This is a genomic window from Empedobacter sp. GD03739, assembly GCF_029843245.1.
GTDB lineage: Bacteria > Bacteroidota > Bacteroidia > Flavobacteriales > Weeksellaceae > Empedobacter > Empedobacter falsenii_B.
The window spans coordinates 85,960-100,981 of record NZ_JAOCHX010000004.1; the positions used below are offsets into that span (position 1 = coordinate 85,960).

The 15,022-nt window shown below is 31.1% G+C and carries 11 protein-coding genes, 1 tRNA gene and 1 pseudogene; 8 read left to right on the forward strand and 5 right to left on the reverse strand.

Going from position 1 to position 15,022, the window contains the following annotated elements; genetic code table 11:
- Positions 1–41 precede the first annotated feature (41 nt).
- The 3 genes from N5E64_RS02715 to N5E64_RS02725 all read left to right on the forward strand — a co-directional run bounded on the left by N5E64_RS02715 (position 42) and on the right by N5E64_RS02725 (position 2,541).
- The gene (locus N5E64_RS02715; protein ID WP_114999768.1) at positions 42–1,061 is read left to right on the forward strand and encodes an isoaspartyl peptidase/L-asparaginase family protein; all 1,020 of its coding nucleotides are present in this window, start codon (positions 42–44) and stop codon (positions 1,059–1,061) included.
- Between the two features lie 37 nt (positions 1,062–1,098).
- Positions 1,099–1,881, forward strand: coding sequence for a hypothetical protein (locus tag N5E64_RS02720; RefSeq protein ID WP_114999766.1), 783 nt, complete (start codon positions 1,099–1,101; stop codon positions 1,879–1,881).
- Between the two features lie 84 nt (positions 1,882–1,965).
- Positions 1,966–2,541 carry a hypothetical protein gene (locus N5E64_RS02725; RefSeq protein ID WP_125348839.1) on the forward strand — a complete coding sequence of 192 codons (576 nt, stop codon included), beginning with the start codon at positions 1,966–1,968 and terminating at the stop codon, positions 2,539–2,541.
- 70 nt (positions 2,542–2,611) lie between these two features.
- Here the strand turns inward: N5E64_RS02725 and N5E64_RS02730 are convergent, their stop codons facing one another.
- Positions 2,612–3,493, reverse strand: coding sequence for a NifU family protein (locus tag N5E64_RS02730; RefSeq protein WP_125348840.1), 882 nt, complete (start codon positions 3,491–3,493; stop codon positions 2,612–2,614).
- Between the two features lie 59 nt (positions 3,494–3,552).
- Here N5E64_RS02730 and N5E64_RS02735 point away from each other — a divergent pair, with 59 nt between their 5' ends.
- Together N5E64_RS02735 and N5E64_RS02740 are read left to right on the forward strand one after the other, a co-directional pair.
- On the forward strand, positions 3,553–4,065 hold the full coding sequence (locus N5E64_RS02735) for a gamma carbonic anhydrase family protein (RefSeq protein ID WP_125348841.1): 513 nt from the start codon (positions 3,553–3,555) through the stop codon (positions 4,063–4,065).
- Between the two features lie 442 nt (positions 4,066–4,507).
- On the forward strand, positions 4,508–5,764 hold the full coding sequence (locus tag N5E64_RS02740) for a DUF3748 domain-containing protein (protein ID WP_280035598.1): 1,257 nt from the start codon (positions 4,508–4,510) through the stop codon (positions 5,762–5,764).
- 172 nt (positions 5,765–5,936) lie between these two features.
- Here N5E64_RS02740 and N5E64_RS02745 read toward each other — a convergent pair.
- Positions 5,937–7,447, reverse strand: a pseudogene (locus N5E64_RS02745) (GNAT family N-acetyltransferase).
- A gap of 104 nt (positions 7,448–7,551) precedes the next feature.
- Between N5E64_RS02745 and N5E64_RS02750 the strand changes: the two are divergent.
- Complete coding sequence (locus tag N5E64_RS02750; protein WP_280035600.1) at positions 7,552–8,589, forward strand: hypothetical protein; 1,038 nt, start codon at positions 7,552–7,554, stop codon at positions 8,587–8,589.
- A 50-nt stretch (positions 8,590–8,639) separates the two neighbouring features.
- On the opposite strand, the gene N5E64_RS02755 is transcribed toward N5E64_RS02750, so the two are convergent.
- The 3 genes from N5E64_RS02755 to N5E64_RS02765 all read right to left on the reverse strand — a co-directional run bounded on the left by N5E64_RS02755 (position 8,640) and on the right by N5E64_RS02765 (position 13,489).
- Positions 8,640–8,888: a hypothetical protein gene (locus N5E64_RS02755; RefSeq protein ID WP_280035601.1), complete on the reverse strand. Its 249-nt coding sequence runs from the start codon at positions 8,886–8,888 to the stop codon at positions 8,640–8,642.
- Positions 8,889–8,895: 7 nt separating this feature from the next.
- On the reverse strand, positions 8,896–11,868 hold the full coding sequence (locus tag N5E64_RS02760) for a hypothetical protein (protein ID WP_280035602.1): 2,973 nt from the start codon (positions 11,866–11,868) through the stop codon (positions 8,896–8,898).
- 181 nt (positions 11,869–12,049) lie between these two features.
- Positions 12,050–13,489 (reverse strand): glyceraldehyde-3-phosphate dehydrogenase, encoded by a 1,440-nt coding sequence (locus N5E64_RS02765; protein ID WP_280035603.1) that lies wholly within the window; start codon positions 13,487–13,489, stop codon positions 12,050–12,052.
- Positions 13,490–13,828: 339 nt separating this feature from the next.
- Here N5E64_RS02765 and N5E64_RS02770 point away from each other — a divergent pair.
- Both N5E64_RS02770 and N5E64_RS02775 read left to right on the forward strand, forming a co-directional pair.
- Positions 13,829–13,913 (forward strand) — tRNA-Ser (locus N5E64_RS02770).
- Positions 13,914–14,239: 326 nt separating this feature from the next.
- A complete protein-coding gene (locus tag N5E64_RS02775; RefSeq protein ID WP_280035604.1) occupies positions 14,240–14,533 on the forward strand; it encodes a hypothetical protein in 294 nt (97 codons plus the stop codon).
- Positions 14,534–15,022 lie beyond the last annotated feature (489 nt).

Sequence of the window (15,022 nt, forward strand, 5' to 3'; positions counted from 1 at the left end):
ATAAACTTTTCTATTTTTAGGCGTTGAATAAAATTTTACACATGAAAAAAATAGTTGGTTTAATCTTATCCGTTTTGACGATGACGACATATGCACAAACGAAACAAGACAAAGTTGTTTTGGTAATTCATGGTGGTGCTGGTACAATTTTGAAAAAAAATATGACACCCGAAAAGGAAAAAGCGTACCGAGATGCTTTAGCTGAATCTTTGACAAAAGGCTATGAAGTCATCAAACAAGGTGGCGAAAGTGAAAATGCGGTGATAGAGGCTATAAAAGTAATGGAAAATTCGCCTTTGTTTAATGCTGGAAAAGGAGCAGTTTTTACACATGAAGGTAAAAATGAATTAGACGCTTCGTTGATGATCGGAAATACAATGCAAGCTGGAGCTGTGGCTGGAGTTACCACGATTAAAAACCCTATTTTAGCAGCAAAAGCTGTTTTACAAAATTCTGCTCATGTGATGATGGTTGGAAAAGGAGCAGAAGAATTTGCTCAAACTCAAGGTTTAGAAATTGTTGATCCAAGTTATTTCAAAACAGAGGAACGTTGGAATTCTCTTCAAAAAGTTTTAGAAAAAGACAAAGAAAAAATGGAATTAGACCACGATGCTAAAACACAAGCGTATGTTCCATTCAATTTTGTTGACGAAAAATTTGGTACAGTTGGCGCAGTTGCTTTGGATAATAAAGGTCATATCTCGGCAGGAACTTCGACGGGCGGAATGACAAACAAACGTTTTGGGCGTGTTGGTGATTCGCCAATTATCGGAGCTGGAACCTATGCAAATAGCGAAGTTGGTGTTTCGAGTACAGGTTGGGGTGAATATTTTATAAAAGCTGTTGCGGCATATGATGTTGCGGCTTTGATGAATTACAAGAAACTTTCTTCGAAAAAAGCTGGTGAAGAAGTTATTAAGAAAATTGGTGATTTAGGAGGCGATGGCGGAATGATTATTTTAGATAAAAATGGTCAAGCAAGTTTTCCTTTTAACACTGCCGGAATGTATCGCGGAAGTATTACGCAATCAGGTAAGATAACTATCGAAATTTATCAATAAATTTGGAACACATTATTAAAATAAAGATATACAATACATGATAAAACAAATTTTACTTACAGCCACTGTTGTTCTTGCAAATTTTGCAACAGCGCAAGTAACCTCTATGATTAATGATAAAAATGTAGATGCTTCGACAAAAGTATATGGAATGGCTCCTTTAAGCGATGAAACAAAGGCTTATGAGAAGTTTAATTTTATGTTAGAAAATGCTGCGGCTATACAATTAGGAAAACCAATTTTGGAGTACGGATATCAATCGTCTACTTTTCAAGCACAAGATAATGGAGTGATGATTTATATGGTAAAAGATAAGAAAATTGTCGATCAATGGTTGGTGAATCCTGCGTTGTACAATGTTTTTCACGATGGAATTCCATATTCTTATGATGCCGATAAATTAGCTGTTCTTGCTGATAAATATCCGTTGATTTATAAAGAAGAAAAACGTCAATATAAAACCGAAAAAGAATATCAAAAACAGCGTCCTGCTTTGTTTGCTGATCCTTATAATTTGATTATTACAGAGCCAGATTTTACATACGAAGGATATTTTGATGTGCAATTTCCACAAAACGAACAATTCAAAAGTTCTGAAGCTGCGATTGCTTATTTAAAACCAATTGTGGAGAAATTGACAAAAAAGAAATTTGATATTAATTATACAATTACTGAAAAAAATATTTTAGATCGTACACAATTTACAATAACAGTTGCGGGAGAAGAAAATATCTACAAAAAAATAAAATTAGATAATCTGCAAAAAGGAGATTGGCAATCATTAAGTTATGAAGCTTCGATTTTCCGAAAAGCAAATTAATAGTAAGAAAAGGTTTTTGAAATAATCAAGAACCTTTTTTTTATCCACAAAGATTCGTAATTTGAGTCTTTAACCCAAAGAAATATGAATTCTAACTTCTATAAAATATTACAACACTCAAAAGAAAATCAATCAATTATTGCCGTTTACAATGATCCCGAAGGAGATAATTTTTGGGCTGGATATATTTTAGATTTTAATGACGAATTTTTTACGATGCAACACATTTCGAAATATGGTAAAAAAGATGGAATTTTAATCGAACCTTATTTTAAAATTAGTCGAATAGATGTTGATGATTACTGCAAATGTCTCAATTATTTGAAAGAACATCACACCGATTTGGATCAAGAAAATCCAATCACATTTAATGCAACAGCAGAAGAAAATTGGGTTCGTCAAATTTTAGGCGAAATAAATGATCAAACCGAATATGTATCACGTATTCAATTAAATAACAATAGTCGTTTTGCAGGTTTTATTCGGAATTTAACTGAAGATGATTTCGAGTTAAAATGTATTGGTTCGGAAGGAACGGACGAAGGCTCTTTGTATTTTCAGATTGATGATGTTTCGTCGATTCGTGTCAATGATTTAGAAGCTCGCAGAAGGTTATTTTTTTATAATTATCGTCGTTCTATCGACTTTTTTGATGAATAATCGAGAGATATTAAATAAAAAAAATCCAACTCAAAACGAGTTGGATTTTTTTGATACTATGTGTTTAATCTTATCCATTTACAGCTTCAACGTTGTCTACAACATCAGGCATCATTTGTTTTAAAATACCTTCGATACCATTTTTAAGCGTTGCTGTAGAAGATGGACAACCAGAACAAGCACCTTGTAATAACATTTTTGCTGTTCGCGTTTCTTCATCAAATTCAATTAATTCGATATTTCCACCATCATTTGCAACTGCTGGTTGAACATATTCGTCTAAAATAGCTTTGATTTGTTGCTCAACAGAAGAAAACTCTTCAGCAGGTTTTACCACAACATGCTCAGGAGCTTCTGTTGTGAATTCATAAAATTCATCAAAAACAGGACCTCCAGCTTGTAAATAATTCGTAATAAACGAACGAACATCCATCGCCCAAAGTGACCAATCTTCTGTTTCGTTTTTCGTTAAAGAAACATAATTATCAACAATAAAAACTTCTTCAACAAAAGGATATTCTTTGTAAATCGCAACAGCTAATGGAACTCCAGCAGCTTTTTCTCTCGATTTTATCTCGATGATTTCTGGCGCTAACATAGAATTTGAAACGAATTTCATCGCAGCAGGATTAGGCGTCATTTCTGCATAAATAGAAATAGGAGCCTTTTTCATTGGTGCTAAAATTGCATTTTCTTCTAAATGTTCATTGATAATTTCTTTCAAATCTTCTGTAACATCAGCCCAATCAACAGCATCTATTTTTTCTATCGCAACAAAATTCGCTGTGATAAATATTTTTTGAATAAATGGTATAGTCAATAAAACTTGCGCTAAAGGAGATTCGGTAGCTGTAGATTCTTTATCGAATTCCACGCCACCTTGTGTTAAAGTCTCGTCACAAACGAACTTCATCACGTTATTATTTGGTGTAATTTCTTCGTATACTCTCATAGTTCTACAAAAATACGCTATAAAAATGTATCTTTATCATTAGAATTATAGATTTTGTTATGGCAATAATTAAAGAATTAAATGGGCATACGCCAAAGTTCGGTGAAAACTGCTTTTTAGCGGATAATGCTGTGGTTGTAGGAGAGGTAGAAATGGGAGATGATTGCTCAATTTGGTTTTCAGCAGTTGTGCGTGGAGATGTACATTATATCAAAATGGGGAATAAAGTAAATATTCAGGATAACGCAACAATACATGCGACGTATCAAAAATCGCCAACAACAATTGGAAATAACGTTTCGATAGGGCATAATGCTATTGTACATGGTTGTACAATATACGATAATGTTTTGGTTGGAATGGGCGCAATTGTGATGGATGATTGCATTGTTGAATCTAATTCTTTGATTGCTGCTGGTGCAATTTTAACCAAAGGAACGCATGTAAAAGAAGGAGAATTATGGGCTGGAATTCCAGCGAAAAAAATTAAAGATGTTCCAAAAGAATTGAAAGAAGGCGAAATAGAAAGAATCGCCAATAATTATTTGATGTATAGTAGTTGGTATAAATAAAAGAAAGCTCAGTCTGTAACTGAGCTTTTATTTTCTACTTCCAGAAATTCCAAACTTTACCATCAAAAAAGGCAATTGTTTTGGATAAGGAGAAATAATATCATTGACAACATGTCTATACGAGGTAAAACTATTCAATTGTTGTTATCATTTCCAGATTGTGGAACATATTGCGAATCAATTCTGGTTGTAGATTTTCCAAAATCTTCATTAAATATTACCTTTGTTGTTTAAGGTTTAACAAAACTTATACTAAGGAAAATAAAAACATTGAAAAAAGTATATTATTAATCATAATTAATCCAGACAAAAAAAATAAAATGCAGTTTTGTAACAAATTTTTATAAAGAATGTTGAAATGTTTCTAGTAATCAAATAATTACGTTTTTAGTTGCTTGTTAAATGTTTATTAAGTAAATAAAATATTATTAAACAATACGATATGGTAAAGCAGTTAACTTATGATGATTTTGGACATACGCTTCATCATAATCAAATTCAATCGGTTGATGGTAATTATCTTGTTTTTGATAGACGAAATGATGATACAAAAATTGGAGAAACTTCTTCCATTTGTTTACTTCATACGAGAACTTACGAATCCGAAATTATTTATACAACAAATAATCAAACAGAGTTTGGTCCTGGAGTAGGTGCAGCCTCTTTTTCACAAATTGAGAATAAAGTTATTTTTATTCATGGTATTCGAAATGCGAATCAAGCAAATCCGTATTCGGCAACAAGAAGGACAGGTGTCGCAATTGATTTAGAATTTCCAAATCAGCCTATTTTTATGGATGCCCGAAATATAAATTTTCCCTTTACAAATGGTGCTTTGCGTGGAGGAACGCATTCGCATTCATGGAAAAAAGAGAAGAATTGGATTAGCTTTACCTACAACGATTATGTTTTGGAGCAAGAATCCAAACACAATTCTACCATAAAAGATCAGCGAGTAGTTGGATTGATGTTTCCCAAAAAAGTTGAGGTTGATTTTGATGAAACATTAGAAAATAATTTTGGAGAAATGTTTTCAATTATCGTTTCTAGAGTAGTGATAAATCCTAAAAATGGAAGTGATGAAATCGAAAAAGCTTTTGATGAATGTTGGATTAACTCAACAAACAATATCGCATTTCAGGGACATGTGCGTGATGAAAAAGGGAATTTGAAAACGGAAATTTTTATTGCTGAAATTCCAAATGAAATAAGGTTTGATGAAAACGATAATTTAAAAGGAACTTTAACTACTTTGCCAGATGTGCCAAGTTGTATTTCGCAGAAACGAATCACTTTTACTCAACATGGAATTAGTAATTTTAGACATTGGTTACGTTCTTCTCCTGATGGGAAAATCATCTATTTTTTGATGGAAGATGAATTTGATAAGACGCAATTATTTGGTGTAAATTTAGTTTCGAATGAAATTATTCAATATTCTTTTTTAGAAAATTCGATTACCTCTCCATTCAATCTTTCACCAAACGGAAAATATGCTATTTATTTTGTTAACGATAAAATATATCTAAATGATTTAACCGAAAAAAAATCTAAACAAATCTATCAAGTTCAAAAAATCAATAATGAATTAACGGGAATTCCGCATTTTTCTAACGATGGAAAAAAAATCTATTTTAATCAATTTGTTTCAAATAATTTCAATGAAAAGTTTATTCAAATCTTCGAATTAGAGTTATAAAACAAAATTGAAATATGTTAAAGTTCAAAGTTTTCTAAAAAATATTTGTCCCTTATAAAAAATATTTCTAATTTTAGTACAGATACTTAACCGAACCTAAGGTCTATGCTCTTATTCGAGTCTAACCAATGGGAATAAGAACTAAAAAAAACCTCCAATTTGGAGGTTTTTTTTATGTTTTTATTAGTCTTACTTCATACAAATCCTTGCGTCTGTCTTTCATCGTTTTTACAGTTCCATACTCATGCAACTCTTTTAGAAGATAAAGATCAACATCAGAAATCAGTACCATTTCTGTATTCGGAGTTGCTTCTGCTTTAACTCCATTGTTTGGAAAAGAGAAATCTGAAGGTGTGAAAACTGCCGATTGTGAATATTGAATATCCAATTATTCACACGCGGTAAATTTCCCACAGAGCCTGCAATAGCCACATAACACTCATTTTCTATTGCACGAGCTTGCGCACAACTACGTACTCGCGTATAACCATTTTGCGTATCAGTCATAAATGGAACAAATAAAATTTCCATTCCTTGATCGGCTAAAATACGGCTCAATTCAGGAAATTCGACATCATAACAAATTAGTAAACCTACTTTTCCGCAGTCGGTATCAAAAACTTTTATTTCATCGCCACCATTCAATGCGTAATATTTGAACTCATTTGGTGTAATGTGTATTTTACTATACGAATCTAATTTCCCCGAACGATGACATAAAAATGACGTATTATATAGTTTTCCTTCCTTTAGATGAGGCATAGATCCTGAAATAATATTGACATTATATGTAATTGCAAATTCTTGAATTTTCTTCACAATATCGTCCGTCATCGTTGCTAATTGATGCATCGCTTCAATCTCTTTCAAATGATTATATGGACTCATCAACGGCGAATTGAAAAATTCTGGAAACATAATAAAATCAGAGCCATAATCGCTTACCGCACTTACGAAAAACTCAATTTGATCATAAAAATCTTGTAAACCATTAAATAAACGCATTTGCCATTGCACCAAACCAAGACGAATAGTACGTTTTGTCGGTGAATTAGATTTCAATTCAGGTTCGTAATAGATATTATTCCATTCTAATAAAGTGGCGTATTCTAAGGATTCTTTATCATCTTTCAGATAATTTTTCAAGATTTTTTTAACATTAAAATCATTCGAAATCTGAAAAGCTAAAGTTGAATCATAAATTTCTTTACTTTTTACTTTTTCTATATATTGTCTAGGAGATAATTCTTGCGAATATTTATGATAATTTGGAATACGTCCACCAGCTACAATTGATTTTAGATTCATTTCTTCACAAAGCGCTTTACGTTCGTCATATAAACGTCTTCCCAAGCGCAATTGACGATAATTTGGATGAACAAAAACTTCAATTCCATACATTACATCACCTTCTGGATCATGTTTTAAAAATTTACCATTAGATGTTATCGTATCATAATTCGATTCGATATTCGTTTTTTTCGAATTAACCACAATACTTAATGCCGAAGCAACAACTTTTCCATCCACTTCAACACAAAGTTGACCTTGCGGAAAAATAGCTAATAATTCTTTAATTTCGTCGACAGTCCAAGTTCCAAGCTGATTGTGATAGGCTTCTTTTGTAGATTCAGTCAAATCACTATAATCTTCAAGAGTCAAATTTCTGACCTGAATATTCATTTTATTTAGATTTAGATTATGCTTGAATTTAGCAAATATTAATCCAATAAACAATTTTAAAAAATAAATTTAGACCTATCTTCGTATAGATTAATAAGCATGAAATGAAAGATGTAAAAATAGAGTTTAGAAAGCCTATTTATCCTGTGAGTGACGAATTAAATCATTATTTAGAGAAATATCATCGCAAAACAAAAGCGAGTATAGAATATGATGATTTGATGCGTTTTTCGGGTTGTGTAGCGTTGGAAGATAAAGAAGGGAATGACACGCATTGGTTAGGTGTTTATTATACCGACTCGGAACATCAGGAAATTCAAGATAGTCTAAACAGAATTTACACCTACTTACATTCAGACGGAGATGAGGAGTCTTTGCCTTATCTTGTTGTTGATTCTATTGATTATTGTACGTTCGGAAATTCGAAACCTTTTCGTATTCGGGTTCGTAATATTTTGAATGATAATTATACCAATTTTTACATCAAAAAAGCAGATGCTTCGCGTATTTATGGTTTAGAATTAGAAGATATTTTGTCTCCACATCGAATCAATTTTTTGGTCTACAAAAATACATTGATTGAAGAGCATATTTTAGGAATTCCAGGAGATGTTTTTATCAAAGATTATTTGGATAAATGTAATGATTTAGAGAAAAATCAGATTGCGAAAGAGTTTGTAAAGTTCAATGAACGCTGTTTTATTGGTCTTTTAGGTGATATGCGATCGTATAATTATGTGGTGATTCCAATTCACGATTTTGATCAAGTTATCTATAGAATTCGACCAATTGATTTCGATCAACAATGCTATGAAGGAAATTTAAAAATTTATCGACCACAGTATTTTAAAGAAAATAAAATTATGGTTGATTTGGTGAATAATCGTTTGAAACCAAATTCTGTCGATCAATATAGAAAAGAAGTAAAATCCTTGATTTCGAAAAGAATTTCGAATAGTTCGAAACGTTTTCGTGATTTAATGAAAATCATGAAAAATGATCATATTTCTAAACCAGAAAATGTTGCACAATTACGAACTGGTTTTGCAAAGTTTTATAAAGATCAATCTTACGAAAATTGTGAAAGAATGGGTGAAGTTCTATATAAAGCAATTGCGAATAGTTTGGAACAGATAAAATAAGAAAAGCTTCTCAAAAATAGAGAAGCTTTCTTTTTTATATAATTTAGAAATTAGTTTTTTAATAACTGCTTTCTGAAACGTAAAGCAACCAATCCTGCCCCTATTACCAATAAAGGAAAATAATCATTTATTGGAGTTGGATCTGGATCTGTACTAGGACCATTTGGATCATCTGTATTATCAGCTTTTTGAGTAGTGTTATTACTTTCAAAAAAACGAATTCCACCTTCTTCAGTATTTGCAAAAGTCACAGTAGACATCAAACAAAATAATAAAGTTATTTTTTTTATATTTTTCATACGTTAATTATTTTAAAATTACTTTTCTAGATTCAATTGTACCATTTGTATTCTCTACAACAACTACAACAACTTGAGGATTTACATTCAAATTGATTACATAATTTTTTGTATTTATGTTTTGAATATTTTGTAACTGTCTTCCTGAAATATCAACTAATTTTATTGATTTAATTGATTCTTTAGATGAAATTGTAATTTGTTTATTTTGAGCATAAACTACCAATCCTTTTTTAGACAAATCATTTGTTGATAATGTTTTATTTTGATAATTTATAGAGAAACGATCATTAATTTCACCTGCTTCTGTATCAAAAGAGTAAGATTTTAATTCGTTTAAATTAAATGCTTTATCTAATTTTTTGTCTACCAAATAGATATTTTGATTTTCGAAAACACCTTCAAATTGTTCTAAATTAATTTGATAAGTTCCTGCTTTTTTAACATTGAAAGTTAAATCAAAAGAATCTTCGTTATTGAAATCTCCACGTCCTTGAATTACAAATAAATCATTGTTCAAAACAGAATATAATCCTTCATTATTGTTGTCAAATGGCTGAGCATCAAAATTTTGATCAAATTTATTTGTCGATCCGTTTACATATCCTATTAAAGAAGAATTTATTTTACCTTGATTATTTGATAAACTTAACCAATATCTATCTTTTTGTTCTTTGTAATAAACTGGACCATTAGCAGAGGTACGCATCGCATTATTAAGTACTAAATTACCAGCGTTTGCTACTTTTACTATAAATCCTTGTGCAATATCAATATTTTGAGAAGTTACGCTATTATCATTCCATCCTGTTCCATTGTAAATAGCCCAGTTAGAACCTTGATATGCTCCATCTACAATTGGTTTAGAATGCGTCCAAACATAAACAGAGTTTATCCCTACTGATGTATTAGCAGCAATTAAAGCATCTAAACTAATTGGTGATGCATAAGGGTTTCCTACTGCATTATTTCCTTTAGAAGCTTTAGTTACAGGAATCGTTACTTCTCCATTAAATAATTGACCTCTGAATGAACTATCAAATACCTGAGCTTCACCTTCTCCATAATTATTATAATTATTAGGAGCTCTAAAAGAAATTAATTCTCCTGCTTTAAAATTATCTGCTGCTGTTACATTCTCTGTCCAATCATTTGTTGATTCTAAAAATCTTGCAAAACGATTTGTTAAAGTATTTGGAGAAATTTCGAAAATATTTTGATTAATAACTGGTGAAGACCACATTAAATTTTCTAAACGGTAAATAGGTGTTGATGATCTATCAAACATTGCAGGACCAACATTTACTGCGCTATTATTCTTTTGAATCAAATAAGCACCGTGACTAAATCTAAATGTTACATCATTTTGATTAACAACTTCATTTTCTACAGTAATTGTAATTCCTGCAGGAATAATCATATCTCTCTCAACTGTTAATTTCTTAGCAGAAAAACTTTCTGTTGGAGTTGCATGTAAAATAACTTCTTTTGTTAGATCTGGTGTTCCGTTAGACCATGCAGTTCCGTCCCATGTTGTAGAATTATTACTAGAAGCACATTGGATTCTTACATTATCAATAAATGCTCTTTTCGCTGATGTTTCTAATTTTAAAGTAGAACCTGCTGCAACGTTTTCAAAACTTACAGTTACATTCTCAAAAGCATCAGCCATTTTAGCTGTGTAAACAACATTTTTAGTTTCTGAACCTAATGTAACATTGACACTTCCTTCAATTGTTGTCCAGCCTTTTACATCAAAAGAAACTGTTACATTACCAGCTATTTGATCTAACACTTTTGATGTTATCCCCCCTTTGTTATTACTTGAACCTAACCTAATAGCATTTCCTGCTTGATAAACAGTAGCTACAGTAGGAAAATTAGAATTCCCATTCCAACTTACTGATGAACCTGTTGTCGATGTGTTATTTCCTGATACCCCTTCAAAGTCTTCTTCAAAACAATACGTTGCATTTGGATCTGTTACTGAAACATCAAAAGTTGTATTAAATTCGTTATAATTATTATTACTAACGGCAGTTGCAGTAATAGTTGTAGAACCAATTCCGTCAAAAGATAGAATATTTCCATTTGTAGAAACAACAGAATTATCAGCAGAAGTATACACAATATTTAACCCTTGATCTGTTTGTGATGGTAAACCAGAAAAAGTAGTTCCTTGGTTTTGAGTTAAATGCTCAAAAGTATAATTGACTGTTTGATTTGCTTTTGCTATTTCAAAAGTTACATTAGCCGGATCAGAAGTTCCATACTGATTTGTGGCTGTTACCTGTGCTGTAAATGTTCCTGGTTGTTCAGGTGTACCTGAGAAAACGCCATTGTCAAAGGTAATTCCTAAAGGTAATGTCCCTGTTTGCGTCCAAGAGGTAGGGTTATTAGTCGCTGTCACAGCTCCATCAGACAACAATACACCATAAGTTCCTGTAATTGTTCGTGGAGACACAACTGGTTTTTCCGTTGCTACTCCAGCAGCAGTCCAAGAAATATTATCTAAAGTAAGTTGTGGTCCTGCATTTCTAAAAGTTACAGTTACTACTCCTGTTTTGTTTATTTCTACTTCATAATTGTGAATAGTTGTATCGGTACTAGTTGTACCAAAAGTAGGAGAAGTAAAAACAACTACGTTATCTACTAAGATTTCAATCTTTCTATTATTTGAACCTCCAGTAAAAGCTTTTCTGACATCAAAAGTTAATTTTCCGATTCCATTAGAAATTGTTGTTTCTAATGTATTTCCTGAAGCTTGAAATAGGATTCCTTTATTTGTGATAGGATATGTACCTTCATTTCTTGCTTTTGTATAATTCCATACAATTCCACTTGTTTCACCGTTAAATGATCCTGTTTCATAAGAATTACTTAATGCAGTTTGGGACTCAAAAGTTTCTGTTCCCTGCCCAAAAGCAAATCCTGATAACAATAAAGTTAGCAAGGATGATCTAAAGTAAAATTTTTTCATAAATAAAATGTTTTTTTTAGTTGTTCAAAAATAGTGTTAATTTTTATAATCAACATTAATATAATATTAACAAAAATAAAACAATTAATTTATTTAGCTGTTTTTAAACGAATAGGTTACAAAAAAATCCACTAACTAAAAAAGCTAGTGGATTAATTTTAAATAAAGGGAAAAAATACTATTAATAGTATGTATATCTTCTAACACCCGCAATGTGTTTCGCCAAACGCATTACTTGGTGGCTATATCCATATTCGTTATCGTACCAAACGTACATTACAACATTTTTACCATCTGCAGAAACAATTGTTGCATTACTATCAAAGATAGATGGAGCAGTAGTTCCAACGATATCCGAAGAAACCAATTCATTGTTCAACGAATATTTAATTTGTTCTACCAATTCTCCGTTCAATGCAGCATCTTTCATGATGTTGTTTACATTTTCTACAGACGTATCTTTACCAACTTCTAAATTCAAGACAACCAAAGAACCATTTGGAACAGGAACACGAATTGCATTCGAAGTTAATTTACCTGTTAAACTTGGTAAAGCCTTCGCAACTGCGCTACCAGCACCAGTTTCAGTAATTACCATATTCAAAGCAGCAGCACGTCCACGACGGTATTTTTTGTGCATATTATCAACCAAATTTTGGTCATTTGTATACGCATGAATAGTTTCTAAATGTCCTTTTACAACACCTAAATTATCTTCAACAACTTTCAAAATAGGCGTAATTGCATTTGTTGTACAAGAAGCAGCTGAGAAAATATTTACATTTTCTGGGCTATATTCTTCATGATTAACACCGTAAACAATATTCGGAACACCTTTTCCTGGCGCTGTTAATAAAACTTTATCAGCACCAACAGATTTTAAATGACGAGATAACGCTTCTTCATCTTTAAAAACACCTGTGTTATCAATAATTAAAGCATTATTAATTCCGTAAGCAGTATAATCAATATCTTCTGGTTGAGCTGCAGAAATCATGTAAACAGAAACTCCGTTGATGATTAACGCATTATTTTCGTGATCAGCTACAACGTTTCCATCAAAATCACCATGAACAGAATCATGACGTAACAAAGAAGCTCTTTTTTCTAACAAAACAGGATCGTTTTTATCACGTGTTACAACAGCGCGTAATCTTAATTGTTGACCTTTTCCCATTTGAGAAGCCAACTCACGAGCTAATAAACGTCCGATACGACCAAAACCGTATAAAACAACGTCTTTTGGTTCAACACTTTTTACATTTTTGCTTGCACCTAATTTCTCTTCAACGAAAGCTTCTGCCGAAGCGTAATTCCCAGAAATATATTCTTTAGCTAATTTTCCAACATCAAGTCTAGAAGCTGGTAATTTAGCTTCAGAAATAGCTTTAGCAATCGCTAATGTATCGTCGATAGCAATCTTTTTTTCTACAAATTCCTCAGCATACTGATGTAGATTTACGATGTCACTAACGTTTTTATCAACTAATTGATTACGGAAAATTACCAATTCAACAGATTGATCATACCATAAATCTGAAACAATTTTAATGAATTCTACAACCTTTTTGCTCATTTCATTGAAAGATGCAAGTTGTTGATCATAAGAAGAGTGGTTCATTTAATAAATGTTTATTTGTGTTTATTTACTTAATTCTTGGCAAAAGTAATCAATTATAACGATTTCGTACATTTTTTTTACAAAAACTAATTATTGTCATAAAAACACAACTATTCCTACGAAAATACTAAAATATAGAAAAAAAATAAATTTTTAATAGGAAATTTTAAATTTTATGAATACTAATAAGTAGCTATTAACCATTATTTTATTGTTTAATTTAAATTGAATTGAATTTTACGAAAACGTTTTCGTAAAATAATTGTTAAAAATTTTTATTTGCAAATTCGAAAAAGCGTTCTATATTTGCACTCGCAATACGGCAATAAACGCTGTGTTGGAGAGTTGGCAGAGTGGTCGAATGCGGCAGTCTTGAAAACTGTTGAGGGTCACACCTCCGGGGGTTCGAATCCCTCACTCTCCGCTGAAAGGGATTCTATTACTTAGAATCTCTTTTTTTGTATAAATAAAAAAGTTTTCTTCCTTTATTTTCAAATGGTTACTCGAAAATAAATCCATCATTGTAGGTATTTGATAAATCCCATTTTCATAGTGTAAACTGCTGTCGAACACTATGTTTACAAATTCTTTTTTCTGTAAAGTATTAGCTGGAAAATCTGGAAATATTGACTACCCTATTCTGGCGAAAGTGATCACCTGATTCTGTTTCAACTTGACCATGTCATTCTGGTAAAAGTTATCATCAAGGAAGCTGACGATTATATTAAAAATAATAAAAATGGAGCTTCTTTGAGATTTGGACACGATGGAAATATTATTGTTTTACTTGCTTTTCTAAATATCGAAGGAATGAATGGAGAAGAAACAGATCCTAAAGAAGTCTATAAAGTTTGGAATACGTTTAAAGCTGCACCAATGGCCGCCAATCTTCAAATGGTGTTTTATAAAAATAAAAAGAATGATGTTTTAGTAAAATTCCTTCACAACGAAAATGAAGTACATATTCCAATTAATACCAACAATTTTCCATTTTATCAATGGAAAGACGTGAGAACTTATTTGGATAAATTAACGAATCCTTAGTGATTTATATGAAATAATAAACTTCAAAGTAAAAAGGGGAAAATTTACTTTTATTGTAAAACAATATATAAAAATCGGATGAAAAGTTTCATCCGATTTTTTGGTAGTGTATCAAATGTGTTGCTGGGTAATTTTAACACAATTTATCATTAACAATATATAACAAAATCAGCTTTTATCATTGATTATCAAACAAAAATATGTTCTAATTGTTTTGATTTTAGAGTTAATATTTTATAAACAATGAATGCTTAATAAAGAAAGGAAATGCCATTAATATATCTCTTCAAATAAATCTTGTAAATTATTATTAAACTCAGGAATGTTTTATAATCTAAAACTTTATGTTTTCTATTTCCATAAATCATTTCAGTCTTTAAAATACTGATTTCTAAAATTAAATTTATTTTTATATTATTTTGTATTTATAGATTTCTCATCCATTTATTAAGGTCAATTTTAGAATCTATATCATATTTTTTTCTAAGT

Bases quoted from the DNA above. Each gene is read 5' to 3' on its own strand.
- N5E64_RS02715 (WP_114999768.1), top strand. From the start codon at position 42: ATGAAAAAAATAGTTGGTTTAATCTTATCCGTTTTGACGATGACGACA.
- N5E64_RS02720 (WP_114999766.1), top strand. From the start codon at position 1,099: ATGATAAAACAAATTTTACTTACAGCCACTGTTGTTCTTGCAAATTTT.
- N5E64_RS02725 (WP_125348839.1), top strand. From the start codon at position 1,966: ATGAATTCTAACTTCTATAAAATATTACAACACTCAAAAGAAAATCAA.
- N5E64_RS02730 (WP_125348840.1), bottom strand. From the start codon at position 3,493: ATGAGAGTATACGAAGAAATTACACCAAATAATAACGTGATGAAGTTC.
- N5E64_RS02735 (WP_125348841.1), top strand. From the start codon at position 3,553: ATGGCAATAATTAAAGAATTAAATGGGCATACGCCAAAGTTCGGTGAA.
- N5E64_RS02740 (WP_280035598.1), top strand. From the start codon at position 4,508: ATGGTAAAGCAGTTAACTTATGATGATTTTGGACATACGCTTCATCAT.
- N5E64_RS02750 (WP_280035600.1), top strand. From the start codon at position 7,552: ATGAAAGATGTAAAAATAGAGTTTAGAAAGCCTATTTATCCTGTGAGT.
- N5E64_RS02755 (WP_280035601.1), bottom strand. From the start codon at position 8,888: ATGAAAAATATAAAAAAAATAACTTTATTATTTTGTTTGATGTCTACT.
- N5E64_RS02760 (WP_280035602.1), bottom strand. From the start codon at position 11,868: ATGAAAAAATTTTACTTTAGATCATCCTTGCTAACTTTATTGTTATCA.
- N5E64_RS02765 (WP_280035603.1), bottom strand. From the start codon at position 13,489: ATGAACCACTCTTCTTATGATCAACAACTTGCATCTTTCAATGAAATG.